This window comes from Achromobacter sp. 01N37 (assembly GCF_056399725.1).
In genome coordinates this window covers 607133-632928 of record NZ_JBFTRX010000001.1, presented here as the reverse complement: position 1 = coordinate 632928, position 25796 = coordinate 607133, and the positions used below count along the sequence as shown (strand labels likewise).

Annotated in this window: 28 protein-coding genes; 18 read left to right on the top strand and 10 right to left on the bottom strand. The window is 65.2% G+C overall.

Annotation, left to right across the window (positions count from 1 at the left end):
- Positions 1 to 28: 28 nt before the first annotated feature.
- A complete protein-coding gene (locus AC1DSJ_RS02745) occupies positions 29 to 907 on the bottom strand; it encodes a LysR family transcriptional regulator (RefSeq protein WP_441370966.1) in 879 nt (292 codons plus the stop codon).
- 112 nt (positions 908 to 1019) lie between these two features.
- Between AC1DSJ_RS02745 and AC1DSJ_RS02740 the strand changes: the two genes are divergently transcribed.
- Both AC1DSJ_RS02740 and AC1DSJ_RS02735 read left to right on the top strand, forming a co-directional pair.
- The gene (locus AC1DSJ_RS02740) at positions 1020 to 1439 is read left to right on the top strand and encodes a hypothetical protein (RefSeq protein WP_441370965.1); all 420 of its coding nucleotides are present in this window, start codon (positions 1020 to 1022) and stop codon (positions 1437 to 1439) included.
- A 133-nt stretch (positions 1440 to 1572) separates the two neighbouring features.
- Positions 1573 to 2589 (top strand): Bug family tripartite tricarboxylate transporter substrate binding protein, encoded by a 1017-nt coding sequence (locus tag AC1DSJ_RS02735; protein WP_441370964.1) that lies wholly within the window; start codon positions 1573 to 1575, stop codon positions 2587 to 2589.
- An 86-nt stretch (positions 2590 to 2675) separates the two neighbouring features.
- Here AC1DSJ_RS02735 and AC1DSJ_RS02730 read toward each other — a convergent pair whose 3' ends face one another.
- On the bottom strand, positions 2676 to 3221 hold the full coding sequence (locus AC1DSJ_RS02730) for a TetR/AcrR family transcriptional regulator (RefSeq protein ID WP_254600464.1): 546 nt from the start codon (positions 3219 to 3221) through the stop codon (positions 2676 to 2678).
- 396 nt (positions 3222 to 3617) lie between these two features.
- Here AC1DSJ_RS02730 and AC1DSJ_RS02725 point away from each other — a divergent pair, with 396 nt between their 5' ends.
- Complete coding sequence (locus AC1DSJ_RS02725) at positions 3618 to 4235, top strand: hypothetical protein (RefSeq protein ID WP_346550136.1); 618 nt, start codon at positions 3618 to 3620, stop codon at positions 4233 to 4235.
- 123 nt (positions 4236 to 4358) lie between these two features.
- Entirely contained in the window at positions 4359 to 5336 is a 978-nt protein-coding gene (locus AC1DSJ_RS02720) for a Bug family tripartite tricarboxylate transporter substrate binding protein (protein WP_441371079.1), read from the top strand.
- A 20-nt stretch (positions 5337 to 5356) separates the two neighbouring features.
- Here the strand turns inward: AC1DSJ_RS02720 and AC1DSJ_RS02715 are convergent, their stop codons facing one another.
- Genes AC1DSJ_RS02715 through AC1DSJ_RS02705 form a run of 3 tightly spaced genes read right to left on the bottom strand, consistent with a single transcriptional unit; the run spans position 5357 to position 8156 of the window.
- On the bottom strand, positions 5357 to 5572 hold the full coding sequence (locus tag AC1DSJ_RS02715) for a hypothetical protein (protein ID WP_441370963.1): 216 nt from the start codon (positions 5570 to 5572) through the stop codon (positions 5357 to 5359).
- Between the two features lie 13 nt (positions 5573 to 5585).
- On the bottom strand, positions 5586 to 6092 hold the full coding sequence (locus tag AC1DSJ_RS02710) for a 2-thiouracil desulfurase family protein (protein ID WP_441370962.1): 507 nt from the start codon (positions 6090 to 6092) through the stop codon (positions 5586 to 5588).
- Between the two features lie 36 nt (positions 6093 to 6128).
- The gene (locus AC1DSJ_RS02705) at positions 6129 to 8156 is read right to left on the bottom strand and encodes an NYN domain-containing protein (RefSeq protein ID WP_441370961.1); all 2028 of its coding nucleotides are present in this window, start codon (positions 8154 to 8156) and stop codon (positions 6129 to 6131) included.
- Positions 8157 to 8259: 103 nt separating this feature from the next.
- Here AC1DSJ_RS02705 and AC1DSJ_RS02700 point away from each other — a divergent pair, with 103 nt between their 5' ends.
- From AC1DSJ_RS02700 to AC1DSJ_RS02645, 12 genes are all read left to right on the top strand, one after another.
- Positions 8260 to 8835, top strand: a complete 576-nt coding sequence (locus tag AC1DSJ_RS02700) for a GNAT family N-acetyltransferase (protein ID WP_441370960.1) — start codon at positions 8260 to 8262, stop codon at positions 8833 to 8835.
- A gap of 210 nt (positions 8836 to 9045) precedes the next feature.
- Positions 9046 to 9918: a motility protein A gene (locus AC1DSJ_RS02695; RefSeq protein ID WP_054421534.1), complete on the top strand. Its 873-nt coding sequence runs from the start codon at positions 9046 to 9048 to the stop codon at positions 9916 to 9918.
- Entirely contained in the window at positions 9915 to 11075 is a 1161-nt protein-coding gene (locus tag AC1DSJ_RS02690) for an OmpA/MotB family protein (RefSeq protein ID WP_441370959.1), read from the top strand. Before AC1DSJ_RS02695 ends, AC1DSJ_RS02690 begins: the two co-directional genes overlap by 4 nt.
- 153 nt (positions 11076 to 11228) lie before the next feature.
- Entirely contained in the window at positions 11229 to 11582 is a 354-nt protein-coding gene (locus tag AC1DSJ_RS02685) for a YciI family protein (protein WP_054421532.1), read from the top strand.
- A gap of 98 nt (positions 11583 to 11680) precedes the next feature.
- On the top strand, positions 11681 to 11932 hold the full coding sequence (locus AC1DSJ_RS02680; RefSeq protein ID WP_441370958.1) for a FitA-like ribbon-helix-helix domain-containing protein: 252 nt from the start codon (positions 11681 to 11683) through the stop codon (positions 11930 to 11932).
- A complete protein-coding gene (locus AC1DSJ_RS02675) occupies positions 11929 to 12348 on the top strand; it encodes a type II toxin-antitoxin system VapC family toxin (protein WP_441370957.1) in 420 nt (139 codons plus the stop codon). Before AC1DSJ_RS02680 ends, AC1DSJ_RS02675 begins: the two co-directional genes overlap by 4 nt.
- Before the next feature lie 136 nt (positions 12349 to 12484).
- Complete coding sequence (locus AC1DSJ_RS02670) at positions 12485 to 12904, top strand: YciI family protein (RefSeq protein WP_441370956.1); 420 nt, start codon at positions 12485 to 12487, stop codon at positions 12902 to 12904.
- A gap of 18 nt (positions 12905 to 12922) precedes the next feature.
- The gene (locus tag AC1DSJ_RS02665; protein WP_054421526.1) at positions 12923 to 13330 is read left to right on the top strand and encodes a VOC family protein; all 408 of its coding nucleotides are present in this window, start codon (positions 12923 to 12925) and stop codon (positions 13328 to 13330) included.
- Complete coding sequence (locus AC1DSJ_RS02660; protein WP_175169104.1) at positions 13327 to 14601, top strand: RNA polymerase sigma factor; 1275 nt, start codon at positions 13327 to 13329, stop codon at positions 14599 to 14601. Before AC1DSJ_RS02665 ends, AC1DSJ_RS02660 begins: the two co-directional genes overlap by 4 nt.
- 96 nt (positions 14602 to 14697) lie before the next feature.
- Positions 14698 to 16284 (top strand): EAL domain-containing protein, encoded by a 1587-nt coding sequence (locus tag AC1DSJ_RS02655; protein WP_441370955.1) that lies wholly within the window; start codon positions 14698 to 14700, stop codon positions 16282 to 16284.
- Between the two features lie 53 nt (positions 16285 to 16337).
- On the top strand, positions 16338 to 17162 hold the full coding sequence (locus AC1DSJ_RS02650) for an AraC family transcriptional regulator (protein WP_428980456.1): 825 nt from the start codon (positions 16338 to 16340) through the stop codon (positions 17160 to 17162).
- A gap of 157 nt (positions 17163 to 17319) precedes the next feature.
- Complete coding sequence (locus AC1DSJ_RS02645; RefSeq protein WP_441370954.1) at positions 17320 to 18312, top strand: DMT family transporter; 993 nt, start codon at positions 17320 to 17322, stop codon at positions 18310 to 18312.
- Here AC1DSJ_RS02645 and AC1DSJ_RS02640 read toward each other — a convergent pair.
- From AC1DSJ_RS02640 to AC1DSJ_RS02630, 3 genes are all read right to left on the bottom strand, one after another.
- Positions 18275 to 18943, bottom strand: coding sequence for an HAD family hydrolase (locus AC1DSJ_RS02640; RefSeq protein WP_342066033.1), 669 nt, complete (start codon positions 18941 to 18943; stop codon positions 18275 to 18277). The two genes, AC1DSJ_RS02645 and AC1DSJ_RS02640, sit on opposite strands and share 38 nt — an antisense overlap.
- A 92-nt stretch (positions 18944 to 19035) precedes the next feature.
- Positions 19036 to 20214, bottom strand: a complete 1179-nt coding sequence (locus AC1DSJ_RS02635; RefSeq protein WP_054421516.1) for an MFS transporter — start codon at positions 20212 to 20214, stop codon at positions 19036 to 19038.
- Entirely contained in the window at positions 20211 to 21002 is a 792-nt protein-coding gene (locus AC1DSJ_RS02630; protein ID WP_441370953.1) for a DUF169 domain-containing protein, read from the bottom strand. The genes AC1DSJ_RS02635 and AC1DSJ_RS02630 overlap by 4 nt, the downstream gene beginning before the upstream one ends.
- A gap of 190 nt (positions 21003 to 21192) precedes the next feature.
- On the opposite strand from AC1DSJ_RS02630, the gene AC1DSJ_RS02625 reads away from it, so the two are divergent.
- Positions 21193 to 21651, top strand: a complete 459-nt coding sequence (locus tag AC1DSJ_RS02625) for a bleomycin resistance protein (RefSeq protein WP_441370952.1) — start codon at positions 21193 to 21195, stop codon at positions 21649 to 21651.
- 28 nt (positions 21652 to 21679) lie between these two features.
- Here AC1DSJ_RS02625 and AC1DSJ_RS02620 read toward each other — a convergent pair whose 3' ends face one another.
- Positions 21680 to 22594, bottom strand: coding sequence for a LysR family transcriptional regulator (locus AC1DSJ_RS02620; protein WP_441370951.1), 915 nt, complete (start codon positions 22592 to 22594; stop codon positions 21680 to 21682).
- 98 nt (positions 22595 to 22692) lie between these two features.
- Here AC1DSJ_RS02620 and gstA point away from each other — a divergent pair, with 98 nt between their 5' ends.
- Positions 22693 to 23307, top strand: coding sequence for a glutathione transferase GstA (gstA, locus tag AC1DSJ_RS02615; protein ID WP_054421510.1), 615 nt, complete (start codon positions 22693 to 22695; stop codon positions 23305 to 23307).
- Here the strand turns inward: gstA and AC1DSJ_RS02610 are convergent.
- On the bottom strand, positions 23291 to 25765 hold the full coding sequence (locus AC1DSJ_RS02610) for a TonB-dependent siderophore receptor (RefSeq protein ID WP_441370950.1): 2475 nt from the start codon (positions 25763 to 25765) through the stop codon (positions 23291 to 23293). The genes gstA and AC1DSJ_RS02610 overlap by 17 nt on opposite strands.
- Positions 25766 to 25796: the final 31 nt, after the last annotated feature.

Here is a 25796-nt window from a genome sequence, read left to right as displayed (position 1 = left end):
TTTTTCTGCGGACGGCGCGGCGCGGTAACTACTTCCCCGTCCGCAGAAAATCAATGAAGCGACGCACCTTGGCGCTGACATGGCGCGTATCGGCGTACACCGCGTACACAGGCTGCGGCGGCAACGCGTAAGACGGCATCACGCGCTGCAACGCGCCGCGCGCCAAGGGCTCTGCCACCAGCCAGTCGGGCAGCGCCGCCACGCCGCAACCGCCTTCCGCAAAGGCCAGCAACGCCGACGCCGTATCCGCATGCGCCACGGGCGACACGCGCAGCGTGTGCTCGCGCCCTTTGCTGTCCATCAAGCGCCACTGGTCGCTACGGCCCGGCCGATTCGCCAGCCACGGCATCGCGGCCAATGCCGCAAGCGACCGTGGCGTGCCTTGCTCCGCCAGCAACGCCGGGCTGGCCACCACCAACAGCTTGAATTCACCGATGGGCGTGGCGCGGTACGTGGAGTCCGCCAACGCGCCCACGCGGATCGCCACGTCCAAGCGTTCGCCAATCAGGTCCGCATGCGCCGACCCCGCCTGATAGCTGACCCGCAACGCAGGATGCTGCCTGGCGAACGCGGCGAGTGCTGGCGCGACGATGCGGTTGCCATAGTCCACCGACGCCGTCACCCGCAGGCTGCCTGACAACGTCAGCTGCCCGGATCGCGCCTGGTCCACCGCGGCGTCGGCGTCACGCAGCAGGCGGGCGCAATCGCCGTAGAAGCCCTCGCCCGCCTCGGTCAGCGCCAAGCGGCGCGTGCTGCGTGTCAGCAGCGCCACGCCCAGCTCCTGTTCCAGCTGCTTCACGTTGAAACTGACAACGGCCTTGGTCGTGCCCAGCGCGTCGGCCGCCGCCGTGAACGAGCCGGCGTCCACCACGGCGACAAACATCGACAGACGATTCAGGTTGATCATGGCAAGGATTGATTGTCAAAATAATCCGAACAGTATATCTAGCTGTGGGCTGTTTTTTAGAACATGGCAGGCTGTCTAGAATGGCGCTCCTGGTTGATTTCACTGCACTTTCATGACGGATCTTTCTTCTTCCCACCCGCCTTCGCCGCAGGACGCCCACTTGCAGTTTGCGCTGGACGTTCATGCACACATCGAACAATGGATCGGACAGACCGACGCGCCGGCATCCGTGTTGACTGCCCTGCTTGGCAGCTTTGCGCCTGCGTTCAGCATGATCACGACCGACGGACAACGCCTGCCGCACGGGGCGTTGCCCGCGTTGTTCGCCGGCTTGCGCGGGTCGCGTCCGGGCTTGAAGATTCAGATCGATGAATGGGCGGTGCAATATGCGGACGCGGGCTCGGCCGTGCTGACCTATCGCGAACGCCACACCTGGAACGGCGGCGCCACGCAGCGGCGCGCCACTGCGCTGTTCACGGCGGGCGAAGATGGCCAGCCGCAATGGGCGCATCTGCACGAAACCTGGGCCTGACCCGGGCGCTATATCCCTGATAGCTATAAACAAGCGGCAAATAAATCGTTGGCGGGCGCGCCATGACTCTTTAGAGTCCAACGCCTTCGCGCCCCCACATTCGGCGGGCGCGCCAACGCTACGAGCCGCTGTCATGCCTACCCAATTTCAAGCTGTACGCCGCACCCCCCTGCAATTTCAAGCGTTACGCCGCAGCACCCTGCTCGGCTTGCTGGCCTTTGCCGGCGCGGCGCTCACCGGCCCAGGCGCCGCCCACGCCGAGCAACGCGTCATCCGCATCGTGGTGCCTTATGGCACCGGCGCGGTGCAGGACACCATCGCGCGCGCCATTGGCGACGAACTCGGCCAGGCGCTGAACGCCTCGATCGTGGTGGAGAACCGCGCAGGCGCGGGCGGCACGGTAGGCACGTCACAAGTGGCGCGCGCCAACCCGGACGGCAACACCCTGGTGCTGGCCGCCGCCAGCCACAACATTGCGGGCTACCTGTACAAGAACCTGAGCTACGACCCCTACAAGGACTTCACCGGCGTGGCGTACCTGGGCAACACCGGCTACATCATCCTGGCGTCCTCCAGCTTGAACGCAAAGACCCCCGCCGACTTCATCCAGGCCGTCAAAGCCAAGCCCGGCGCGTACGACTATGCGTCGGCCGGCAACGGCAGCGCATCGCACCTGGGCATGGCGTCCTTCCTGGCCACGGCCGGCGCGCAGATGCAGCACATCCCCATGAAGTCCACGGGCGACGCCGTCACCGAACTGCTGGCCGGCCGCGTGCAAGCCGTGACCGCCGCCACCATCGGCGTCACCGCCTATCGCAACGACCCGCGCGTGACGTTCCTGGCCTACACCGGCAAGACCCGCTCGCGCTTCGCACCCGACCTGCCCACCGTCGCCGAAAGCGGCCTGCCCGGCTACGCCTTCGATTCCTGGCTGGGCCTGCTGGCCCCCGCTGGCCTGCCCGCCGCCGAACGCGACAAGATCAACGCGGCCGTGAACAAGGTGCTGGCGGACCCCAAGGTGCAAACCCGCCTGGCATCGCTGGGCGTGGAAGCCGAAGCGAAAACCCCGGCCCAGTTTCAGGAGCTGCTGAAAGCGGATTGGGAAGCAGCGGGTAAATTGGTCGCGGCGTCGGGCGCACGGGTGGAGTAAGCCCACGGGCGGCGGCTGCAATTTTCGGACTATGTTGGCCAATTGCAGCCGGTTGCATCCGCGACCGCCCAAAAAAAAGCCTCCGGCTAGGAGGCTTGTCGTTGAGGGTGGCGTATGCCATCCAGTAGTAAGTCTGTGATGAATTCCGCTAGCGCCTGTTGTTGGACCGCATCCGGCATCTGGCGCGTGAAGCGTTCGATGATGCCCATCAGCGACTGCGCAAACCAGTCCGCTGAAATCTCCGGGCGGAACAGGCCCGCCTGCTGCTCGGCGCGAATGTTGTCAGCAATCATCGCCACCAGTTCGTCCTTCAACGCTTCGGCCGCCGCCACTTGAAAGAAGCCGATGCGGGTCAGGTTGGGGTCTTCTTGCAGGATGGCAAGCAGGCCCAGGACGCCACGGCGGATGCGGTCCGCCAGTTCGGTGCCGTCAAGGCTGGCCGGTAAACGCGCCTGGCTGATGGCGAGTCGCAAGCGTTGCGCGAACATGCCGACCAATTCGTCGTAGGCCGCTTGCTTGCTTGAGAAGTATTGATAAAAGACAGGCTGCGTCACGCCGGCCCGGGCGACGATGTCGCTGATCCGGGTATGCTGAAATCCGCGTTCGGCGAACTCCGCTGCGGCAACCTCCAACAGCTGTAAGCGGGTGCGTTCACCTTTGGTGAGACGCTTGTCTTGCGATAAAGATGGGGGTAGTGCCGTAATCATCGCGAGAAAGTACTACCGTTCACCGCTTTCCGCTACTACTTCGCAGGCGTTGCGAAACGCACTGTGACCGCTCTGACACCGCGCGCAAATGAACGGCCTTCCAAGCTGACAAAACCCTGAAACAACTGCCGTCGCGATTTCGCGACAAAGGGTGTGGCAGCAACGCCGCGTCCCAACCGCCCCCGTTTGAAGTCACTTGAAATAGCAGTAGCGTTTGCAACCACTTTTGATGCGGACGCACTGGCACGCGCAGCAGTAAAGTAGTGCTATCGCCGCACGTCTTTTACGAAAGGCTGTGGGCGGCGAATCAGGAGCAAGATCATGAAACGGTTTACAGGCCGGATGGTTGTCGTGGCGTTGGCGCTTGCCGTTGCAAGCGCACCTGTGATGGCTGGCGGACGCGGGGGTGGCTGGGGCGGTGGCGGCTATGGTGGCGGTGGCTACCATGGTGGCTATCACGGCGGTAATAACTATCACCACCATGGCGGTGGCGGCAGCAGCTCGGCCGGGTGGTGGGTAGGCGGCGCATTTGCCTTGGCCGCGGTTGGCCTCTTGCTGGCGGCTGACTCTGGCCCCAGTTATGTGCAGACTGGCGTCTATGCCTCGCCGGGCGTGGCTTACACCAGCCCGCCCGTGTATGCCGCACCCGTGTATGCCGCACCCGCCTATGCCGCACCGGTGTATGCCGCGCCCGTCTACGAAGCGCCGCCCGTTGCCTACGCGCAACCGCAGCCGCAATACGCGCCCGTGCAATATGAATCGGCGCCCAAGGTCAATTCGGCCCAGGCCAACGCCACCAACGAATGCCAGCGCTGGGCCATGAACCAAAGCGGTTACGACCCGGCCACCATTTCGCAATGGACCACGCAGGTGATGGTGGACTCGTACAACCATTCGCTGGACTCCTGCATGACCAGCCGGGGCTACCGCGCCAACTAAGCTCGCAACCCCGGGCTTTCCCGATTGCCCCCACGCGCCGGCCTGCACACACTGCATGCCGGCGCGTTGCTTTGGACCGCCGTCATCACGCGCGGCCATACCGCCGCGCAACAAGGGGAAGCCATGTTGAAGTTCAAGCGGCTAGCCGGCCTTTGCGCCGTCAGCGCGTTGTGTGCCGTCTCGTTCACCGTTCAAGCCCAAACCGACACCAAGCCGCAGGCCATGACCATCGTCGTGCCTTATGGCGCGGGCGGTATCGTCGACAACACCGCGCGGGCGTTTGCCCAGAAGCTGGCCACGGAACTGGGGCGGCCCGTCATCGTTGAAAACCGGGGCGGTGCGGGCGGCATGATCGGCATGAACACCGTGGCCCGCGCGCACGACGAAAACACGCTGGGCTTTACCGCTGTCAGCCCGGTGACCTTGTCGCCGCACGTGATGAAAACCTTGTACGACCCCCTGAAGGATCTGGCGCCGGTGGCGGCCGTGATGTATTCGCCGGTGTACCTGGTGGGTGGCCCGAAGTTCACCGGCAAGGATTTCAAAGCCATGCTGGATCAGGCCCGCGCAGACCCCGACGGCTTGTCGCTGGCGACGGCGGGCGTGGGGTCGCTGGGCCATCTGATGCTGGAACAGATCAATGGCCAGGCCAAGGTGCGCATCACGCATGTGCCGTACAAGGGCATGGCGCAGATGGTGCCCGATGCGCTGGGCGGCCAGTTCACGCTGATGCTGGTGAACGCGTCCGCGCCGGTCAACACGCTGATCGACGAAGGCAAACTCAAGCTGCTGGCGGTGGGCTCCCCTGCCCGCCTGCCTGCCCGCCCCAACACGCCGACGTTTGCCGAGCTGGGGTATCCAATGGCGAACATGACATCCACATTCGGATTTTTCGCGCCCGCCACCACCAGCGCCGACTTTCGCCAGCGCATGAACGCAATGATCAACAAAGTGGCGGCGATGCCAGACATCAGCAAGCCGCTGACCGAGGCGTTGAACATCATGTCGCCGGGCAGCGTCGAGCAATTCGCGGCGCAGGTGCAACGCGAATACGCCGACAACGGCAAAATCGTGAAGGCTGCGAATATCCGCAGCGAATAAGCGGCGGCAAGGCGGCGGGCTTAGCGCCGCCAGCCGCGCCAGATGAAGACGGCGCCGGCCGCCAGCAACACGGTTGCCGGCAGCACCCAGACAAAGCCCGAAGACGTGTAGACCACCTGGTCGACGGGGTCGTAGTAACGGCCCAGTTCGTTGAAGTCCCACTTCAAGTAGAACGCGTACCAGGCGTAGTAGAAGAAGGCGGACAGCGCCAGGCACAGCACGGCGCTGATACGCATGACGACCCCCGCCCTACGCGCCATCTTCGGCCTCCAGCCGTAACAAACAGGCTTCGGCGTCGGCCCATTGCTTTTCGCTGAAGACCTGCACACCGGCGCGCGTCAGCAATTCCGCCGTCACGCCCACGCCCGGTTGGCGCTTGCCTGCGAAATGGCCGTCGTAGACATAGCCGCTGCCGCAGGATGGGCTGCCTTCCTTTAACACTGCGATGCGAATGCCGCGCTGTTCGGCAAGCGCCAGCGCCGCCTGGCCGCCTTGCACGAACGGCACGGTGACGTCGTCGCCCGTTACCGCGACCACGCGCGCGCCGTTATCCAGCACGTCGGCGGCGCGTTTACCGGGTGCGATTTCAGCGGGCGGACGCGGAATGGGCATCCCGCCCGCCACTTCCGGACAGACGGAGACGACCCGGCCTTCGGCGCGCCAGCGCACGAGGACGGCGTCATCGTGAGGCACCCCGCGCCCGTCGTAGCGCACGGGGTTGCCCAACAGGCAGGAACTGATCAACACGTATTGCATGGCGTAGCCTGCGCGGAAAAATGACGCCCTGAAAGATCAGGAAGCCGATTCATCCGACTTGCGCGGGCGACGGGTACGGCTGGCCGTTTTGGCGGGGGCTGCGCCGGCATCGGCAGTGGCCGCGTCTGCGGGGGGTTGATTTCCCGTCTTCGCTGCCGTCTTTGCCGCTGCGGTCTTGGCGCCCGTGCTGGTGGCGGTCTTTGTGGCCGTCTTGGTTGCAGTCTTAGTCGCCGTCTTCGTTGCAGTCTTAGTTGCAGTCTTGGTTGCAGTCTTGGTTGCCTTCTTAGCGGGCGCCGCAGTGGTCGTCTGCGTGGTCGTCTGCGTTGCCGTTTTCGCCGGGGCCTTTTCTTGCGCCTTCTTAGCTTCCTGCTCGGACGCTGCGCGGGCGGCAGCCTCGGCGGCGATGCGCGCGGCGCCGCCTTCAAACGGGTCCGACACCTTGACCGGCGTCTTGACCGATTCGCGGCGCGCCTCGGGCGGCGTTTCCACAAAAGTCCATTCCGCGATGTTCACAGCAGGCAGCGGCTGGCGCGCCTGCGGCAACGGGGTCGGCATGGGCGGCAGGCGCGAGGGTTGAACCGGCTTGGTTTCCTGCGCACGCGCCAGCGCATCGGCGCGCATGGCCTCGAGCTTGGCGGCTTCCTTGGCGAGCTCCTGCGCGGTTGCGCGATCGGCTTCCGCTTGCTTGCTGGCTTGGGCAGATGCCTCGGCCTGTGCCGCAGGCGACGCGGCGGCGGGGGCTTGCGCCACGTTCGCCGCGGCCTCGGGCGCTGCGGCCTGCACATCGGACACCGCGTCAGCCGGGGCGGCTGCGGCCGGCGTGTTCATGGACGCTACGTTTGCGTGTTGATCACTGTGCTGGCTGGCGCCTCGGCCCGACTTGCGGCCGCCACGCGATCTGCGGGAGGGCCGGGAATCGGTGTCTTCCTGAACGGCGTCGGTTTGCGTGGCGCCGGTATCGGCCGGCGCGGCGGCGGACGTGGAAGCGGTGGTGGGAGCGGTGGTGGCGTGATGGCCTTGCGCGGCACGCGAGCTATTGTTGCGGCCGCCACGGTCTGCGCGGTCGGTCCGTTCGTTGCGCTCTGCGCGATCGCCACGGTCTGCACGTTCGGTGCGCTCGGCACGGTCGCCGCGTTCGCCACGCTCTGTACGATCACCGCGATCCGTGCGATCACCGCGATCGGCGCGAGCCGTAACCGGTGCGGTGTCGGCAACGTCGCCCGCATCCGCGCCATCCGCGCTATCGCGAAACACATACGTGCCGGCATTCTCTTCGCGGCCGACTTCCAGGAAGCCGCGCTTTTTTGCTTCGTCCAGCAAGTTGCCAAAAGCCCGGAAGCCGTAGTACGACTCGTTGAAATCCGGTTTGCGGCGCTTGAGCGCGTCCTTCAACGCGGATGCCCAGATCTTGCCGCTGTCGCCGCGTTCGGCCATCAGCGCCTCGAAGGTCTCGACAACCATCTCCACGGCCTGCGTCTTACGGGCGTCCAGCTCTTCCTTGCGGCGAATTTCTTCGTCGGGCGTGCGGCGCTGGCCGCCAGTGGCCGCACCGCGGTTATCGCGACGGCCGTCGGCGGTGCGCTGCACTTCGCGCGCCAGGTCGTCATAGAAGATGAATTCGTCGCAGTTGGCGATCAGCAGGTCCGACGTGGATTGCTTCACGCCCACGCCGATCACCTTCTTGTTGTTCTCGCGCAGCTTGGATACCAGCGGGGAAAAATCAGAATCACCGCTGATGATCACGAACGTGTTGACGTGCGACTTGGTGTAGCAGAAGTCCAGCGCGTCCACCACCAGCCGGATGTCGGCCGAATTCTTGCCCGATTGGCGCACGTGCGGAATTTCGATCAGCTCGAAATTGGCCTCGTGCATGGGGGCCTTGAATTCCTTGTAGCGTTCCCAGTCGCAATAGGCTTTTTTGACGACGATGCTGCCCTTGAGCAGCAGGCGTTCCAGCACGGGACGAATGTCGAATTTCTGATACTTGGTGTCGCGCACACCCAGCGCCACGTTCTCGAAGTCGCAGAAAAGCGCCATGCTGACGTTTTCGTTGGGGGTATTCATATTCTTCTCCAAAGCCGAGGCGGCCACATTACACCGGGCCGCCAGATAGCGCTCATGATATACATATCCGCCTTCAGCTCATCATTTTGCCCGATCGCCCGCCGTGCCTGACGCTCCTGCCTACCCCGCCCTGGTGACCCCCAGACTGACGCTTCAGCCCCTGTGCATGCAGGACGCCGAGGCCATCCAGCGCATCTTTCCGCAATGGGAAGTGGTGCAGTTCCTGGCGGATCAGGTGCCTTGGCCCTACCCGGAGAACGGTGCGCGCGACTATCTTGAGCACGTGGCGCTGCCCGCCATCCAGCGGGGCGAAGAGTGGCATTGGACGCTGCGCACCCACGCCGACCCGGGCCGCATGATTGGCGTGGTCAGCCTGATGGACAACGACGCCAATAACAATCGCGGCTTCTGGCTGGACCCCGGTTTTCGCGGGCAAGGCTATATGACCGAAGCCAGCGAGGCCGTCACGGCCTATTGGTTCGACGTGTTGGGCAAGCCGCTGCTGCGCGCGCCCAAGGCCATCGTCAATACGGGGTCGCGCAAGATTTCCGAACGCGGCGGCATGCGCGTCGTGGCGGTTGAAGAACGCGGGTTTGTCAGCGGGCGCTACCCCGCCGAGATCTGGGAAATTACGCGTGAGGAATGGCAAGCGCGGCGGGCGCTGCAAGCCGCGCAATGACGGCAGGCGCGGCCGGTTCGGCGCGGTTGGCCACCTTGATCCGCCCCTTTTTTCTTGCCTGCCCGCCGCCCCCTGACAGGCAGCCTAAGCCGGCGCTTACCGGCCCTTTAGGCCCGCTTTCCGGCGAATTGACCCGAATGACTCCTGGCTAGAATTCCCGACATTCCGGCATTCCGCGCGTAGGGGTGCTTTTCCCTTCGGGCAAGATCCATGAATCCGTCTTCCGTCATCGGCGCCGTTGTTGGCCTGCTTACTCTGCTTATCGTCGTGGCGCTGTCCGCCACCGACGCCAGCATGTACTTCAACTTGCCAGGCCTGGCCATCGTCTTGGGCGGCACGTGCGCAGCCTTGTTCATCGCCTACCCGCTGCATGAAGTGCTGCGCGTGTTCTCGCTTGTGCGCACGGTGTTCCGCAACGACCAGCACGACCAGCAGCGCGACATCGAAGAACTCGTGTCGATGGCGCAGCTGTGGATGAACACCGACGTCCACAAGGTCGAGCAAGCCCTGAAGAAAGTGTCGAACCCGTTCCTGCGCACGGGCGTGCAGCTGATCATCGACAACACCCCGGAAGACCAGATCATTGAAGTGCTGCAATGGCGCGTGGCGCGCCTGCGTGCCCGCGAACAGGCCGAAGCGCAGATGTTCCGCGTAATGGCGACCTTTGCCCCGGCCTTCGGGATGCTGGGCACGCTGGTTGCGCTGATCAACCTGATGGCCGTGCTGGGTGACGGCAGCATGACGATGATCGGCCAGCATCTGGCCGTGGGCCTGATGACGACGTTCTACGGCATCTTGCTGGCCAACCTGATCTGCAAACCGATTGCGCTGAAGCTTGAACGCCGCACCGCGCGCCGTGTGGAATCCATGAACATGGTGCTGCAAGGCATCTCGATGATGTGCGAGAAGCGCGGCCCGGCTGTGGTGCGCGAGACGCTGAATTCCTTCGTGCTGCACGTTGAAGACGAAATCTACGACGGTGGCGCTGGCGCCGCGCCCCAGGCCAAACCCAAGACGGAAGGCCAGGTCAAACCCGCCGCCCAGCCCGTCTCCATCAACCGCCCGGCCCCCGCGCGTCAATGAGCCTGATTTCTCCTTCCCTGGCGCAGCGGATCGAGCAGGCCCGCCAGGCCCAGTTGCGCGCGCAGAAAACGGCCGCCAACAACAGCGGCTGGCGCCCCAGCAAAAGTGACCGCAAAGACCGCTATTCCCGCTGGCACGTTGAAGAAACGGTCGAACAGGATTCCGAAAATTGGCTGCTCAGCTATCTGGACCTGATCACGCTGCTGCTGGCCATGCTGGTGGTGATGCTGGCCGTGTCGCGCCTGCATGGCCAGGCTTCCGGCCCGTCGGACGAACCGATGGAGCTTGTCGGGACGCTGGCCAAGGCCGGCCTGCCCAAGTACGACGGCGAATATTCTGAATTCGACACGCCCGCCATTCCCGCCAGTTGGGCCGAACTGCCCGCTGCCCCTGCGGCCACGGCCACGTCCGCCGCCCCCGCCGACGACGACAGCATGAAGGTGGCCGATGCCGCCCCGCCGCTGATGGCGCCGTCCAAGGAATCCTTGGGGCTGGGCGACCTGGGCAAGTCGGTGGACGTGATCATCAACGAGCAGTCCGTCAGCTTCCGCATCAGCAACGAACTGCTGTTCCCGTCGGGCCAGGCCACGCTCAGCCCGGCCGGCCTGGACGTGATCAAACGCCTGGCGACGATTCTGAACAAGAACGAACACCAGGTGTCGGTCGAAGGCCACAGCGACCCGGTGCCGATCCAGACGCGCCAGTTCGCTTCGAACTGGGAACTGTCCAGCAGCCGCGCCACCAGCGTGCTGCGCGAGCTGGTGCGAGACGGCGTCGCCGGCCAGCGCCTGCGGGCAGTAGGCTATGCAGAAACGCGCCCCATTGAATCCAATGACACGCCGGCCGGCCGCGCCGCCAACCGCCGCGTCGAACTGATCATGGATATTGCGCCGAAGCAGGCGCCGGCGAAGGAAGCGAAAGCACCGGCATCGGCGTCATCCTCGGCGGCACCGGCAACAGCCGGTTCGTCTTCGGCTGCATCGGCAACAGCCGGTTCGGCATCGGCTGCTTCGGCACCGGCTGCTTCGGCACCAGCTGCTTCGGCATCGGCGGCTTCGGCAGCAGCACCGGCGGCGCAAGCGCCCGCGGCCACCGCGCCCGAATCCGCCGCTGCCGCGCCCGCGCCCGCCACGCAGCCGGCCCCGGCTCGCACCTAAGGCCCCCCCGCAACAGGCCGGCGCGCGGCCTCGCGCGCCACCATGACGATCTTCCAGGAAGGGTGACAAAAGTCTCCCTTCCAAGCTGGCGCGTGGCCGGACAACAGCGTTAAGCTTCGGCCATTCCACCCTCAGGCCAGAACAGGAAACGCCATGTCCTATATGTTGCTGATCGTTGAACCGGTAGGCCAGCGCGCCCAGCGCACCCCCGAAGAAGGCCGCGAGGCCTATGCGCAAATGGTGCGCTACGCCGAAGAACTCAAAGGCCGCGGCCTGCTCGTCAGCGCCGAGTCCCTGAAATCCGAATCCGAAAGCGTCCGCCTGCAAATTCGCGACGGCGAACGCTCGCTGATGGACGGCCCATACGCCGAAGCCAAGGAAATGATCGGCGGTTTTTTCCTACTGACCTGTGACACCCGCGAAGAAGCCCTGGCGCTGGCCGCCGAGTGCCCGGCGGCGCAATGGGCAACGGTGGAAGTCCGGGAACTGGGGCCGTGCTTTATGTAGGAACGGGGCTTCGTCACGAGACGTAGCCACAGCCATTTGCACAAATGACTGCATATTCCTAGAATGCATTCAATGAATGCATCAGGAGTCTTCGCATCATGCCTATGTTGACCGTTAGAAATATCTCCGAAGAAGTGCACCGCGCACTGCGCGTGCGCGCCGCCCAACATGGCCGCAGCACCGAGGCCGAAGTGCGCGCCATCCTCGAAGAGGCCGTCAAGCCTGAAGGACGCGTCAAGCTCGGTTCATTGCTTGCGCAGATTGGTCGCCATGCCAAACTCACCGAACAGGAAGCTGCCCTGTTCGATCAACGCGACAAAACACCCGCCGCGCCACCGAGGTTTGAATGATCTTGCTAGATACGAACGTCATATCGGAGCCACTGCGCCAGGCGCCTGCCGACGCGGTCATTGAATGGATCGACCAGCAGCCGTTGGAGACGCTGTTTCTTTCCGCCGTCACTGTTGCCGAATTGCGGTTTGGTGTTGCCTGCATGCCGGCGGGTAAACGACGCGACACGTTGTACAGCGATCTGGAGCAACGCGTCCTGGCGCTATTTGCCGGGCGGGTATTGGCGTTCGATATCGCGGCGAGTCTGGAATACGCTGCGCTGATGGCGCGAGCCCGAGCCGCTGGCCAGGCGATTTCGGGCCCAGATGGATACATTGCGGCGACGGCTGCCGCGCATAGCATGAGCGTAGCCACCCGGGACGTTGCGCCGTTCGAAGCTGCGGGCGTATCGGTCATCAACCCCTGGGGCCATTGACACCCATCCTAGTATTTACCCTAGCTTCGCGACATTCCTGTCGATCTGAGTCACCCCCATTCGTCGTCCCCCTGCAAGCCCCCGAAATTCCCTCCGGAACCCAGGTGGCGATGTCCTACCCCAAGGAGAGACTCAGATGCGATTCATGATCATCGTGCGGGCCACGCCCGATAGCGAAGCCGGCAAGATGCCGGACGAAAGCCTGCTTGCCTCGATGCTGACCTACCACGAGGCCCTGGCCAAAGCGGGCGCACTCCTCGATGCCAACGGCCTGCACCCCACTAGCAAAGGCTGGCGCGTGCAATACGACGGCCAGCCGGACGGCAAGCGCACCGTCATCGACGGCCCCTTCGCTGAAACCAAGGAACTGATCGCCGGCTACACCTTGATTCAGGTGCGCTCGCGCGAGGAAGCGATGCAATGGGCCATGCGCTTTCCCTCGCCCTTTCCCGGCCAGCGCTGCGAGATCGAGGTGCGCCAGCTTTTTGAGCTGGACGAATTCGACCCCAGCCAGGAAGTCGAACGATTTCGCGACATCACCGGCGTCAGCCACTGATCCTCTGGAGACCCCATCATGCACAAGAAAATCTTCGTCAACATCGCCATCGGCGACATGCAGAAATCGCAAGCCTTCTTCAAGCAGCTGGGCTTCACGTTCAACCCGCAGTTCACCAATGACCAGGGCGCCTGCATGGTGATCAGCGACGACATCTACGCGATGCTCCTGACCCGCGATTTCTTCAAGGGCTTTACCGACAAGCCGCTGGTGGACCCCAAGCAAGCCACCGAAGTGCTGATCTGCCTGTCGTGCGAAAGCCGCGCCGAAGTTGATGACCTAGTCGCCCGCGCGCGGGCCGCCGGCGCCTCGGTGCCGCGCGAGCCGCAAGACCACGGCTTCATGTATGGCCACGGCTTCGAAGACCTGGACGGCCACATCTGGGAACTGGTCTACATGGTGCCCGGCGAGGTCCCCGCAGCATGACGCAAGCGGCCACGCATCGCGCCATTGAAGCCGTCTGGCGGATCGAGGCCGCCAGCGTCATCGCCGGCGTCGCGCGGCTGGTGCGCGACGTCGGGCTGGCCGAAGAACTGGCGCAGGATGCGCTGGTGGCCGCCCTGGAACGCTGGCCCGATACCGGCGTGCCGGACAACCCCGGAGCGTGGCTGATGACCACCGCAAAGAACCGCGCCCGCGACCGCTTGCGTCTGGACGCGCTGCACACCCGCAAGCACGAGCAGATCGGCCACGAGCTGGAAGCCTTGCATGCGGATGTGGAGCCCGACTTTGTCGACGCCCTGGACGCCGCGCGCCAGGACGACATTGGCGACGACCTTTTGCGCCTGGTCTTCACCGCCTGCCACCCCGTGCTGTCCACCGACGCCCGGGTGGCGTTGACGCTGCGCCTGCTGGGCGGGCTGTCTACCGCCGAGATCGCGCGCGCGTTTCTGGCGTCCGAATCCACCATCGCCCAGCGCATCGTGCGGGCCAAACGCAGCCTGACGGCGGCCAACGTGCCGTTTGAAGTGCCGCATGCACAAGACCGCGCGCCCCGGCTGGCGTCGGTGCTGGAAGTCATCTATTTGATCTTCAACGAAGGTTATTCAGCGACCTCGGGCGACGACTGGATGCGCCCGGCGCTGTGCGATGAAGCGCTGCGGCTGGGCCGCATCCTGGCCGAGCTGACGCCCGACGAAGCGGAAGTGCACGGCCTGGTCGCGCTAATGGAATTGCAGGCGTCACGCCTGCACGCCCGGACCGATGCGCAAGGCCGCCCCGTCCTGTTGATGGAACAGGACCGCAGCCGCTGGGACCCGCTGCTGATCCGGCGTGGGCTGGCCGCGCTGGCGCGCTCGGACGCGCAGGGCGGCGCACGCGGCCCGTATGCGCTGCAAGCGGAATTGGCCGCTTGCCATGCGCGCGCCCGCAAGCCAGAAGACACCGACTGGCCGCGCATCGTCGCGCTGTACGACGCGTTGGCACAGGTGATGCCGTCGCCGGTGGTGGCGCTGAACCGCGCCGTTGCCGTGGGCATGGCCTTTGGCCCGCAAGCGGGTCTGGATCTGGCCGATGAGCTGTCCTCCAACCCCGCCCTAGCCAACTACCACTGGCTGCCCAGCGTGCGCGGCGACCTGCTCGCCAAGCTGGGCCGCCACGCCGAAGCACGCGCAGAATTTGAACGCGCGGCCGGCATGACACGCAACGCCCGTGAACAAGCGCTGTTGCTGGCGCGCGCCAAGGAAATGCCGGCGTAGACCGCGCGACTGTCAAATATTGTCAATGCACGCAACGCGCGGACAGGCCGGGAGTAGCCTGATCCGAATCGTGAAAAGCGGGTTGCGGAGCGTCGCATGAACAAGACAGGCATGGTGTTGCTGGCATCAACGGTTGGCGTCCTGGCCTTGATCGTGCCTTTTTCGCTGTCGCTCTATCTGGCGCAGACCCAGGGCCGTGACGACGCGCTGACCGCATTGCACGATCTGGCGGAAGACGTGCTGCACCGGGCCGACAATGCGCGCCTGCAAATCAGCGACGCCATCGACGCCCTGAACAACAACCCCGCCGAACCGCCCTGCTCGCCCGAACAACTGACGCGCATGGGCATGTTGTCGGCGGCGTTCAGCCACGTGGCGGGCATGGCGCGGCTGGAGCAAGACGCGCTGGTCTGTACCACGCTGGGCTGGCAAGGCGTCCCGCTGAATCTGGGCGCACCGCATGGCAACCGCCAATACGGCTTGCGCTTTTGGAGCGCGATCGAATTGCCCAACCTGCCCGGGCAGACTTTCAGCGTGCTGGGCCGCGACGGCTACGCCGCGCTGGTGTATCCCGATTTGGCGATCGACCTGCTGAACCGCGAATCGCCCGTATCGCTGGCCTTCTTTTCCACCGGACAGCGCTTGATTCTGGGCCGCCGCGGCACGATCCAGGACGAATGGATCGACCGCTATCAAGGCCAGCCCATCCAGTTCGAAGACGCTGGCTACTTTGTGGTGATTCAGCCGTCCGACACGGGCGACAGCGCGGCGTTGGCCGCCATGCCCTCAGCGCTGGTGCAGGCGCAGGTGCAGCGGTTCGCCTACATACTCGGGCCCGTCGGCCTGATCTTGGGGATCTTGCTGACGGGCGTCGTGGTGTTCGTCGCGCGCCGCCGCCTGTCGCTGAGCGGCGAGCTGGAAGCCGCCATCGACCGCGACGAATTCTTCGTGGAATACCAACCCATCATCGACCTGCAAGACGGCCGATGCGTGGGCGCCGAAGCGCTGGCCCGGTGGCGCAATGAAGACGGCGCGCTGGTCAGCCCCAACGTGTTCATTCCGCTGGCCGAAGCCAACGGCATGATCCAGCGCATCACCACCCGCGTCATGGAAATCGTGGTGCGCGACGCCGCCGAATTGCTGCGCGCTGACCCGCAGCTGAATATCGCCATCAACCTGTCGCCCGACGATTTGCATTCGGAAGGCATGGACACGCGCATGAAGGAACTGGCGGCCAGCGCCGGCATGGGCCCCGCCAGCCTGATGTTCGAAATCACCGAGCGCGGATTGATGTCGCCCGACAAGGCGCGTGGCGTGTTGCTCGCCGTGCGGGCGGGCGGCTTTCGCGTGGCGATCGACGACTTTGGCACGGGCCATTCCAGCCTGTCTTACCTGGCCACCTACGAGCTGGACTTCCTGAAAATCGACAAGATGTTCGTCGACACCCTAGGCACCGACGCGCCGACCAGCCTGGTGACGTTTCACATCATTGAACTGGCGCGCTCGCTGGGCTTGCAGATGATTGCCGAAGGCGTGGAAACCGAAGCGCAGCGCGAAATCCTGCGCGAGCGTGGCGTGCAATATGCGCAGGGCTGGTTGTTTGGCCGCCCCATGAGCATCCAGAAACTGGGGACATTCATTGCACGGGCGAGCCAGGGGCTGCGGCCAACTGCCGTGATTTAATCCCAGGCATGTGTTCCGTGCATGCCGCCCCGTCGGGCCCCGGCGCGCCCGCTTTGACGGGCGTGCCGGCGGCGTTCGACCACCCCAACGACCGCGCCGAGTTCCGCCGCACAGCGCATCAGCCCGGCGTGGAGCTTTACCGCGCCCACATCATCCGGCACGCGTTCGAGCCCCACACGCATGAAGCCTATGGCTTGGGCGCAATCGAATCCGGCGTCGAACGGTTCCGCTACCGCGGCGCGGACCATCTGGCCCCGTCCGGCTCGGTCGTGCTGATGAACCCCGACGAGCTGCATACCGGCCGCGCCGAAACGGAAGGCGGCTGGCGCTATCGCATGGTTTACATCGACCCCGGCGTCGTGGCGCGCGTGACGGGCGAAGACGGCTGGTGGTTCGATACCGCCGTGGGCCATGACGCCGCCAGCGCGCAACGTGTCACCGCCCTGCTCGACACCTTATGGCACGCGCATGAACCGCTGGCCTTCGACAGCGCGCTCTACGCACTGCTGAACGAGTTCCGCCGACACGCGCAGGTGCCGCGCCATGCGCCGCCCGAAGGCGCGCCGCGTTTTGCGCCCGTCATCGAGTTCCTGCGCGCCAATCTGTCGCGCCGCCTTACGCTGGACGAGCTGGCGGCGGTGGCGGGCTTGAGTCCGTTTCATTTCCTGCGGCGCTTTCAGGCGCACTATCACGCCACGCCGCAGCAGATGCTGATGGCGCTGCGCCTGTTCGAGGCCAAGCGCCTGCTGGCCGCCGGCATCGAACCGGCGCAAGTGGCGCTGGCGGCAGGCTTGACTGACCAAGCGCATCTGACGCGCGCCTTTTCGCGCCGCTACGGCGTCACGCCCGCCCGTTACCAGAAGCAGGTTCGCGCTTGAAGCCGGTTCTCGTCTGAAGCAAGTTCGGGCCTGAAGCAGTTTCACGCCTGAAATAGGTTCGCGCCCGAAGCGCGCCAGCGTCGCCACCGCAATCTGGTACAAGACCCGCCCTGCCCGCGCTGGCTAGACTGCCCGCATTGATTTGCAGGAGCAAGGTATGTGGGCAGGAACCCTTTATGCGCTGGCCGCGGGCTTGATGTGGGGGCTGGTGTTCGTGGGGCCGTTGCTGCTGCCGGAATACCCGGCGGCGCTGCAATCCGTGGCGCGCTACCTGGCGTTCGGGCTGATCGCGCTGCCGCTTGCATGGCTGGATCGCAACCGCTTGCGGCAATTGCGCCGCGCCGACTGGATCGAAGCGCTGAAGCTGGCCGCCATCGGCAACCTGCTGTATTACCTGTGCCTGGCCAGCGCCATCCAGCGCGCAGGCGGCCCCGTCCCCACCATGATCATCGGCACCTTGCCGGTGGTGATCGCCATTTGCGCCAACCTGCGCAATGCGCGCCGCGACGGCAAACTGCCCTGGATGCGTCTGGCGCCATCGCTTGCGTTGATTGCGTTGGGCATCGGCTGCGTCAACCAGGTAGAGCTGCAAGCGCTGCGCCAGGACGCCGATGCCGACATGTCGCGCTACGCGGTCGGCGCCTTGCTGGCGCTGGCCGCCGTCGCCTGCTGGACCTGGTATCCGCTGCGCAATGCCGACTGGTTGCGCGCGCACCCCGACCGCAGCCCCAGCACCTGGGCCACCGCGCAGGGCGTGGCCACGCTGCCGCTGGCCTTGGCGGGCTACGCCATCCTCTGGGGCGGAATGGCCGCCACGGGCAGCGCGTTCGACATGCCGTTAGGCCCGCGCCCCGACGTGTTCCTGGGCCTGATGATCATCATCGGCTTGTTCGCCTCGTGGCTGGGCACCTTGTGCTGGAATGAAGCCAGCCAGCGCCTGCCCACCGCCTTGGCCGGCCAGCTCATCGTGTTTGAAACCCTGGCCGCGCTGGCCTATGCCTTCATCTTGCGCGGCACGGCGCCTGAACCGCTGACGCTGATTGGCATCGCCTGCCTGGTCGTGGGCGTGCTGCGCGCCGTGCGCGTCAAGCCGATACCCGTAACAGTACCCGCTACAGCAAGTCCGGCAAGCGGCTCAAGTCGTCGATGACGTCGAACGCGCCTTCGTCCAGCAAGCGCTGGCGCTGGTTCGGCCCATTGTGTGACGCGCCCACATAGCCCACCGCCCGCATGCGCGCGGCGCGGGCAGCCCGCACGCCCGGCACGCTGTCTTCCACCACCACGCAATCCAGAATCGCCGCGCGCATCTGGCGCGCGGCAAACAGGAAGACGTCGGGTGCGGGCTTGCCCTTGGCCACTTGCGCCGTGCTGAACACGTTGGGCGCGAAGTCGTCCCACAGGCCCACCAGCTTCAGCGCGGCTTCCAGTTTGGGCGGCGTGCTGCTGCTGGCCACGCAGATATCCATCCCACGCGCGCGCAGCGCCGCCACGGTTTCGTGCACATGCGGCAAGGCCCGCAGTTCTTCGCGGAACGTGTGCGCCAGGCGGTCGGCATACTGCCGCGCGAAGCTGTCGGGCAAGGTGCAAGCGTTTTCGGATTGCAGGGTTTGCCACATGTCGGCATCGGGTATGCCGGCGAAACGGTGAGCGGCTTCTTCGGGCGTGATCGTGATGCCATGTTCGGCCAACGCGCGCGATTGCGCACGCGCGGCGATGATTTCGCTATCGATCAGAACGCCATCGCAATCGAAGATGACAAGGCGGGTGGTAGACGGTTGCATATCGGCTCCAACAAGGTCGGCCTTCATGATAGGCCTCGATCATGACGTTGCGCACGCGGGCGTCGATGGCGCATTGAGGCTGCGCAATGCCGCTAGAGTCTGGCCGCCCGCACCCGCCGCAAGCCGCCTGCAATAAGCACCCCCGCCACGCCCGCCGCCACCACCACGTAGGATGCCGCGCCCCAGCCGTAACGGTCGATCACCCCCCCGACGGTGACCGGGCCAATGACCTGGCCCAAGTTGCTGCCCTGCATGACCAGGCCCACCGACGCCGCCGTCAGCCCCGCACGCGGCGCCACCAGCGGCGCGGTGCCTAGCAAGGTGGCGGGAATCAGTCCGCCTACGGCCGAGAACAGCACGCAGAGCAGAAAGGTTGGCATGGCGGGAAGCACCGAGCGGAAGATCAGCAACGCCACCACGGCCATCGCCGCACTGGCGCAAGCTATCAAGGTCGACCGCCGCCAGCCGCGCGCAAGCAGCACGCCCGCGCCCAGGTTGCCGATCAGATTCGCCGCGCTGGCAATGGCGCTGTAGAGCCCCGCCTGGGCCAGCGTCAAGCCCAATTGTTCCATCAGCAACACGGGCAGGAACGTGAACAGCGCGAAGAACATCAAGCTGTAGAGCGTGAACGACAAGGCCAGCAGCACCGGGCCTGCGGCGCTGAGCGTGTCGGTGGTGTCTTGCCGCATGCCGCGCCACGACAGCGGTGGCCCGGGCGGCGACGCGGGCGCCAGCGCAACCACGCTCACGAACGCCACCGCCACCGCAACACCCGCGCACCACCAGTACGCCTGCCACTGGTCAAAGGCTTGCGACGCCAGCATCGCAATGGCCATGCCCGCCGGCATGTAGCAGCTCCAGAGCGCAAACGCGAAGTCGCGGCCCGAGGCCGACACCATGCGTTGCAACGCGGCGGGCCCGGCGACGGTGATCATCAGGAACCCCAGCCCTTCAATTACGCGCGACGCCAACAGCACGCCGTAGCCGGGCGCCATCGCACCGATGACGGTGCCCAGCGCCGTCGCCAACAGGCCCAACAGCAACATGCGCCGCGCGCCGAAACGCGCGATGACGCCGCCTGCGGCGATGCCGCCCACCACGCCCAGAATTGAAAACACCGCCGTCAGCGTGCCAATCGACGCCAGGTCCAGGCCCATGTCCGTGCGCAGCAGCGGCGCGGCAATGATCACCTTGCCCACTTGCAACGACGCCACCACGCCCGCCCCTACCACCGCCAGCACCGCGGCCCAGCGCGTGTCGCTCGCGATCATTGCGCCCTCTTCGCATAGCTCACGCCCATGCCGGCGCGCACATCGTTCTGGATGCCATAGGGCGCAATCGGGTAGCGCAAGCCGTTGGCCGCCAGCGCCTTCATGCCCTCAATGGCAATCGGCAGATAACGCGGTGGCAAGGCCATCAGCATTTCTTCGTCGGGCACGCCGCCGTATCGGCGCTCGGCAAAACAGGGCAAGGACAGGCTGGGTTCGCCCGTGGCCAGCGCCCGGCCCCAGGAGTCCGCACAGGCGGTCTCGCCCACCACGCTCCAGTCAAACCGGCGGTAGTTCTTCCACTGCAAGCCATTGATAAGAATGATCATCTGCCCTGGCGTGGCATACACCAGGCAGATATCGGGCGGATCAAGCCGGCCCGATGCCAAGGGCGACACCACCAGCCCGCGATACTTGCCCGCCGGCACACAGGACAAGGCCGATTGGCGTGCGCGCGCATCGGCTTCGGTGGCGTGCCAGACGCCCACGTAGTCCTTGCCGCTTTTCCAGGCTTCGTCTTGCGGCCCCAGGCCGATCACCGCGCGGCACTGCGCGCCGACGAGATCGTCGCCGGTGATCCCCACCGTCCAGCCCAGGCGCGCCGCCATGCCCACGATCTGGTCCGTGGTGTGCGTGGCTTGCGGCCGGCGCAACCCTTTAACGCCCGCCATGTCCGCTTCGTCTTCGAACAGCTTCATGCCGATGACGGTGGTCTTCAGGCGCAGCAGCTTGTTCAGGTCATCCACCAGCTGCGGCCAGTTCATGGCCGCGTCGTGCGTTGTCTCTTCCATTTCCGTCCTTTGGACTGTTGTGTGCCGTAGCGATTGATCTCGCGGTCAAAAACGCGGTTCGCGCATTTACCAGGATAATCGTCGGCGTGCCGTGACGGCGAGCCGTAACAGCATGCGGTGACGGCAGGCCATTACGGCAAGCCGTAAGCATGTCGCAATTCCAGCACGCATGACAACCACCAAAAGAGACATGGACCAACAAGAACGAAACAACGCAACTTCTGAAGGACGGCTGCCCACCGGCGGCTTTGCGGCGATGGTGCCGGAACTGGATGTGTCCAACCTGGACGCCAGCCTGGCCTTCTGGTGCCAACTGCTGGGCTTTGACGTGGCCTATGCGCGGCCCGAAGCCGGCTTTGCGTATCTGGAGCGCGGGCCGCTACAGATCATGCTGTGCCAGATCAACCATGAATGGGACACGGGGCCGCTCGAACGCCCCTTCGGACGCGGCATCAATTTTCAGATGACGGTGCCCAGCATCGAGCCCATCGCCAATGCGCTGGCCGAAGCGAATTGGCCGCTCTTTCGTCCCATTGAGGAAAAGCGCTACCGGGTCGGCGCCGGCTGGTCGGTATGCAGGGAATTCCTGGTGCAAGACCCCGACGGCTATCTGCTGCGGTTTGCGGCGGGAGAAGCAGAAGGGGGCTGAGTCAGCCGGCCAGACTGGGGCGGCTGACTCAGCCGGCGCGACTGGGATGGCTGCTGCGGCTGGCTACGCCTGAAACCGGCCGCGGCTGCAACATCTCGAACAAGGCCTGAACCGGCGCGCTCTCTGCCGCGTGCTGGGAGGCCGCCAAGCCAAACGACCGGTACTGCGGCGCCGCTAGCCGCAACACGCGCAAGCCCCTGCGGTTCTCGGGCAAGGTCAACGCAGGAACCAGCGTCACTCCAAGCCCTTCGCGGACCAGGGCGAACGCGCTTGCCCAATCGCGCACCGTGGCGCGCACGTCCGGGATGGTGATGCCCGCGTCTTGCGCCAGGCTTTGCGCGTGCACGCTGCAACCGCCCGTTGCCAGCACGAAGGGCTGTGCGGCCAGATCCGCAAAGTCGATGGCGTTGCCCGCACGCGCCAGGGGATGCGCGGCAGGCAGCACCGCCATCCATTCGTCTTCACCCAGCGGACACACGTGCCGGCCCGGCGCGGCGTTCAACACCACGCCCACATCCACCGTGCCTGCCGCCAGCAAGGTTTCGACTTCGTCATCGCTGGCTTCCAGCGACACCACATCAATCGCCGGATGCAATTGCCGAAACCGCCGCAGCACGGGCGGCAAAATGGTCGAGAACACCATCGGGAAACTGGCCAGCCGCAAGGTGCCGCGCGAAGCCCCACGCGCGGCTTGCGTCAGCGCCTGAATGCGCTCAAGCGCTCCTAGCATGGCGCGCGCTTCGTCCACCACGCGCAGCCCCAGCGCGGTGGGTACCGTCTGGCGCCGTTCGCGCGTGAAAAGCGGCGCGCCCAGCATGTCTTCCAGCTGGGCGATGGCCTGGCTGGCGCCCGACTGCGTCATGCCCACCTGCGCTGCGGCGTGCGTGATGTTGCCGGCGTCCGCCACCGCCAGCACCAGCCGCCAGTGCATCAGGTTCATCATGGCATTAGCTCTGCTTATGGTTATTTTCTGAAGAAGTAATTTTACGCATGCCTTGCGGCGCTTCAAGATAAGTGCTTTGTTGAATTCAGGACTGACCGATGAAGCTGTATTACGCCCCCGACACCTGCTCGCTGTCGCCGCACATCGTGCTGCGCGAGCTGGGCTTGCCTTTTACGCTGGTGCGTGTGAACAACCAGACCAAGCGCACCGCCGACGGCGGTGATTTTCTGGCGATCAATCCCAAGGGTTACGTGGCCGCGCTGCAACGCGACGACGGGCAAGTGCTGACCGAAGGGCCGGCCATCGTGCAATACCTGGCGGACTTGAAACCGGAAGCCGGACTGGCCCCGCCCAACGGCAGCTGGGAACGCAGCCGCCTGCAAGAATGGCTGAACTTCATCAGCACCGAAATCCATGGCGGCTTCGGCCCGCTGTTCAACCGCGCCCTGCCGCAAGCCGCGCGCGAATGGTGGCAGGCGCGGCTGGAAAAGCGCCTGGACTATCTTGCCGGCGCGCTGGACGCCCAACCGTATCTGGCCGGCAGCCGCTTCGGCGTGGCCGACGCCTATCTATACACGGTGTTGCGCTGGGCGGCGTTCTTCGATATTTCCCTGACACGCTGGCCCGCTCTGGCGGGGTATATGTCCCGCGTAGGCGAACGGGCCAGCGTGCAGGCGGCGCTGGCGGCCGAAGGGCTTACCAGCGGTACGTAACGCCCGCCATCATGCTGCGGGCCTTGCCGTAGTAGCAACCAAAGGAATAGTTGCAGCTGGACACGTAGGTCTTGTCGAACAAGTTTTGCACGGTCAGGCTGGCGACCAGGCCGCGCAAGGCGGGCGACACGTGCGCCAGGTCGTAGCGCAGCGACGCGTCGACGACCGCGAAGGCCGGCGTGCGGAACGTGTTGGCCGAATCGCCATAGGCCGTGCCGGTCCAGCGCACGCCCCCGCCCAGTTCCATGCCGCCCAGCACGTCGCCTGCAAAGCGGTAGTTGGTCCAGAGGCTGGCTGCCCAGGTCGGCAGCGCGGCCAGGCGCTTGCCTTCGTCGTACGAGCCCGGCGTGGAACGCGGGTTCAGATACGTCAGCCCGGCAATCACGTCCAGCCGATCCATCGGCTGCGACTTGATCTCCAGTTCTACGCCTTTGGAACGCACGCCGCCGTTCTGAACTTCGTAGCCCGGGTGGTCGAAGTCTTCAGACGACATGTTCTTCTGACGGATCTCAAACGCTGACAGCGTGATCAGCGTGTCGCTGCCAACGGGCTGGTACTTGATACCCACTTCCACCTGTTTTCCGGTGGTGGGCTTGAAGGACTCGCCTTCGTAATTGGTGCCGATCACGGGCAGGAACGATTCGGAATAGCTGATGTACGGCGCCAGTCCGTTTTCGGCCACGTACGCCAAGCCCACGCGCCCGCTGAAGGCGCTGTCATTGCGGCGCGTGCGCGTATTGGCCAGCAGGTCTTTGTTGTCGATCTTCGCCCAGTCGTAGCGCCCGCCCAGCGTCAGCACAAATTTGTCCAGCTTGACCTGGTCTTGCAGATACAGCCCGACCTGGCTGACGCTGTTGTCCCATTTCGTGGTCAGTTCGGTATCCGGCTGCGCGACGTTGTAGTCGGGGTCGTACAGGTTCAGCGGGGTGGCGGCGTAGTTGTTGTAGCCCGAATACTTGCGCGAGAAGTTCCGGTAGTCCAGGCCAACCAGCACGGTGTGGTCCAGCGCACCGGTGCGGCCTTTCAGTTCAACGTTGTTGTCGATGCTGAGCACATTGTTGTGCTGGCCCCAGTCCAGCTTGGTGCGGCTTGCCTGGCTGTAGTCGGTATTGCCGTCGGCGTCCTGCACGAAGCGGTTCAGGTAGAAGCCGCGATAGTTGTCGCGCACATCCACGAAGCGAATCGTCTGGCGCAACGTGGCTTGCTCCGAGAACTTGTGCGACAAGTCCGTGCCCACCACGAATTGGCGACGATAGAAATCGTTGAAACCGGGCTGGCCGGTGAAGATGTCGCGGTTGATGCGTTTGCCATCGGGGCCGTCGAATACGGTGCCGATGGCAGGCAGCGGCTGGTAGTCGGGCACGCCGCCATCCCGCTGCAACTGCGTATACAAGGTCAGCGACGTTGCCGCGCTGGGCCGCCACGTCAGGCTGGGCGCAATCAGCAGGCGGCGGCTTTCCTTGTAGTCGATCTGCTCGTTGCCGCCGTTGGCCACCCCGGTCACGCGGTAAAGCACCGAGCCATCTTCATTGGCGGGGCCCGTCAGGTCCAGCGCGCTTTCCACGCGGCCATAGCTGCCCACGCCAAAACGCACTTCGCGCAGGCGTTCGTCCGACGGCCGCTTAGACACCAGATTGATCAGCCCGCCCGGCTGGTTCTGCCCGTACAGCACCGATGCCGGCCCCTTCAGCACTTCAACCCGTTCCAGCAGATACGGGTCGATCTGCAACGCGCCGCCCAGGCTGCCGGCGTACGGCAGATAGGTGCCGTCCAGGTACAAGGGCGCCGGGGCGAAGCCGCGCGAATCGACCTCGTCGGCGATCATGTTCGAATCGGTATAGCCGTTGACGTTGACGCCCGGCGTATAGCGCAGCGCCTGAGCCACGGTGGTGGCGCCGCGCGTTGAAATCTCAGCCGCGGTCACCACGTTGACCGTCTGCGGAATTTCCAGAATGGACGCGTCCGTCTTGGTGCCGGTGGCGCTGCGCTTGGCCGCCACGCCGGGTACAGGACCCCAGGCGTTTTCGGTCTGGCCCACCACGCGCACGGGCTCCAACAATGCGGTGCCCGGCGCGGCCGGCGCGCGACGCAGGCGATAAGCACCGCTTTCTTCCGCCACCGCTTCCAGGCCCGTCCCGGCAAGCAGGGCCGCCAACCCATCACGCACGCCGTACGCGCCGCGCAACCCGGGGCTTTGCACGTTGGCGATCAGCGTAGGTTCGGCGCCTACCATCACACCAGATCGGCGCCCGAACTCCAGCAGCACCTGCTGCACCGAACCCGCCGCGATGCCGTACTGCTGCCGGGCGTCCACCGCTTGCGCGTAGGCGGGCTGAACCGGCGCCAACGTGGACACCAGCGCACCGGCCGGCAGGCCAAACGCAATATGGCAAAGCCAGCGGCGCGCAGGCGACAGCGTGGCGGGCGTCGCGCGGCGACGGCAGGGATGATGCGACATGGGGCAATCCTTGTGAGCGTTAGCGTTGGAC

What these genes read in the sequence shown, in the direction of transcription:
- AC1DSJ_RS02745 (WP_441370966.1), bottom strand. Translation starts at nt 907, where the DNA reads ATGATCAACCTGAATCGTCTGTCGATGTTTGTCGCCGTGGTGGACGCC.
- AC1DSJ_RS02740 (WP_441370965.1), top strand. Translation starts at nt 1,020, where the DNA reads ATGACGGATCTTTCTTCTTCCCACCCGCCTTCGCCGCAGGACGCCCAC.
- AC1DSJ_RS02735 (WP_441370964.1), top strand. Translation starts at nt 1,573, where the DNA reads ATGCCTACCCAATTTCAAGCTGTACGCCGCACCCCCCTGCAATTTCAA.
- AC1DSJ_RS02725 (WP_346550136.1), top strand. Translation starts at nt 3,618, where the DNA reads ATGAAACGGTTTACAGGCCGGATGGTTGTCGTGGCGTTGGCGCTTGCC.
- AC1DSJ_RS02720 (WP_441371079.1), top strand. Translation starts at nt 4,359, where the DNA reads ATGTTGAAGTTCAAGCGGCTAGCCGGCCTTTGCGCCGTCAGCGCGTTG.
- AC1DSJ_RS02715 (WP_441370963.1), bottom strand. Translation starts at nt 5,572, where the DNA reads ATGCGTATCAGCGCCGTGCTGTGCCTGGCGCTGTCCGCCTTCTTCTAC.
- AC1DSJ_RS02710 (WP_441370962.1), bottom strand. Translation starts at nt 6,092, where the DNA reads ATGCAATACGTGTTGATCAGTTCCTGCCTGTTGGGCAACCCCGTGCGC.
- AC1DSJ_RS02705 (WP_441370961.1), bottom strand. Translation starts at nt 8,156, where the DNA reads ATGAATACCCCCAACGAAAACGTCAGCATGGCGCTTTTCTGCGACTTC.
- AC1DSJ_RS02695 (WP_054421534.1), top strand. Translation starts at nt 9,046, where the DNA reads ATGAATCCGTCTTCCGTCATCGGCGCCGTTGTTGGCCTGCTTACTCTG.
- AC1DSJ_RS02690 (WP_441370959.1), top strand. Translation starts at nt 9,915, where the DNA reads ATGAGCCTGATTTCTCCTTCCCTGGCGCAGCGGATCGAGCAGGCCCGC.
- AC1DSJ_RS02685 (WP_054421532.1), top strand. Translation starts at nt 11,229, where the DNA reads ATGTCCTATATGTTGCTGATCGTTGAACCGGTAGGCCAGCGCGCCCAG.
- AC1DSJ_RS02680 (WP_441370958.1), top strand. Translation starts at nt 11,681, where the DNA reads ATGCCTATGTTGACCGTTAGAAATATCTCCGAAGAAGTGCACCGCGCA.
- AC1DSJ_RS02675 (WP_441370957.1), top strand. Translation starts at nt 11,929, where the DNA reads ATGATCTTGCTAGATACGAACGTCATATCGGAGCCACTGCGCCAGGCG.
- AC1DSJ_RS02670 (WP_441370956.1), top strand. Translation starts at nt 12,485, where the DNA reads ATGCGATTCATGATCATCGTGCGGGCCACGCCCGATAGCGAAGCCGGC.
- AC1DSJ_RS02665 (WP_054421526.1), top strand. Translation starts at nt 12,923, where the DNA reads ATGCACAAGAAAATCTTCGTCAACATCGCCATCGGCGACATGCAGAAA.
- AC1DSJ_RS02660 (WP_175169104.1), top strand. Translation starts at nt 13,327, where the DNA reads ATGACGCAAGCGGCCACGCATCGCGCCATTGAAGCCGTCTGGCGGATC.
- AC1DSJ_RS02655 (WP_441370955.1), top strand. Translation starts at nt 14,698, where the DNA reads ATGAACAAGACAGGCATGGTGTTGCTGGCATCAACGGTTGGCGTCCTG.
- AC1DSJ_RS02645 (WP_441370954.1), top strand. Translation starts at nt 17,320, where the DNA reads ATGTGGGCAGGAACCCTTTATGCGCTGGCCGCGGGCTTGATGTGGGGG.
- AC1DSJ_RS02640 (WP_342066033.1), bottom strand. Translation starts at nt 18,943, where the DNA reads ATGCAACCGTCTACCACCCGCCTTGTCATCTTCGATTGCGATGGCGTT.
- AC1DSJ_RS02635 (WP_054421516.1), bottom strand. Translation starts at nt 20,214, where the DNA reads ATGATCGCGAGCGACACGCGCTGGGCCGCGGTGCTGGCGGTGGTAGGG.
- AC1DSJ_RS02630 (WP_441370953.1), bottom strand. Translation starts at nt 21,002, where the DNA reads ATGGAAGAGACAACGCACGACGCGGCCATGAACTGGCCGCAGCTGGTG.
- AC1DSJ_RS02625 (WP_441370952.1), top strand. Translation starts at nt 21,193, where the DNA reads ATGGACCAACAAGAACGAAACAACGCAACTTCTGAAGGACGGCTGCCC.
- AC1DSJ_RS02620 (WP_441370951.1), bottom strand. Translation starts at nt 22,594, where the DNA reads ATGATGAACCTGATGCACTGGCGGCTGGTGCTGGCGGTGGCGGACGCC.
- gstA (WP_054421510.1), top strand. Translation starts at nt 22,693, where the DNA reads ATGAAGCTGTATTACGCCCCCGACACCTGCTCGCTGTCGCCGCACATC.
- AC1DSJ_RS02610 (WP_441370950.1), bottom strand. Translation starts at nt 25,765, where the DNA reads ATGTCGCATCATCCCTGCCGTCGCCGCGCGACGCCCGCCACGCTGTCG.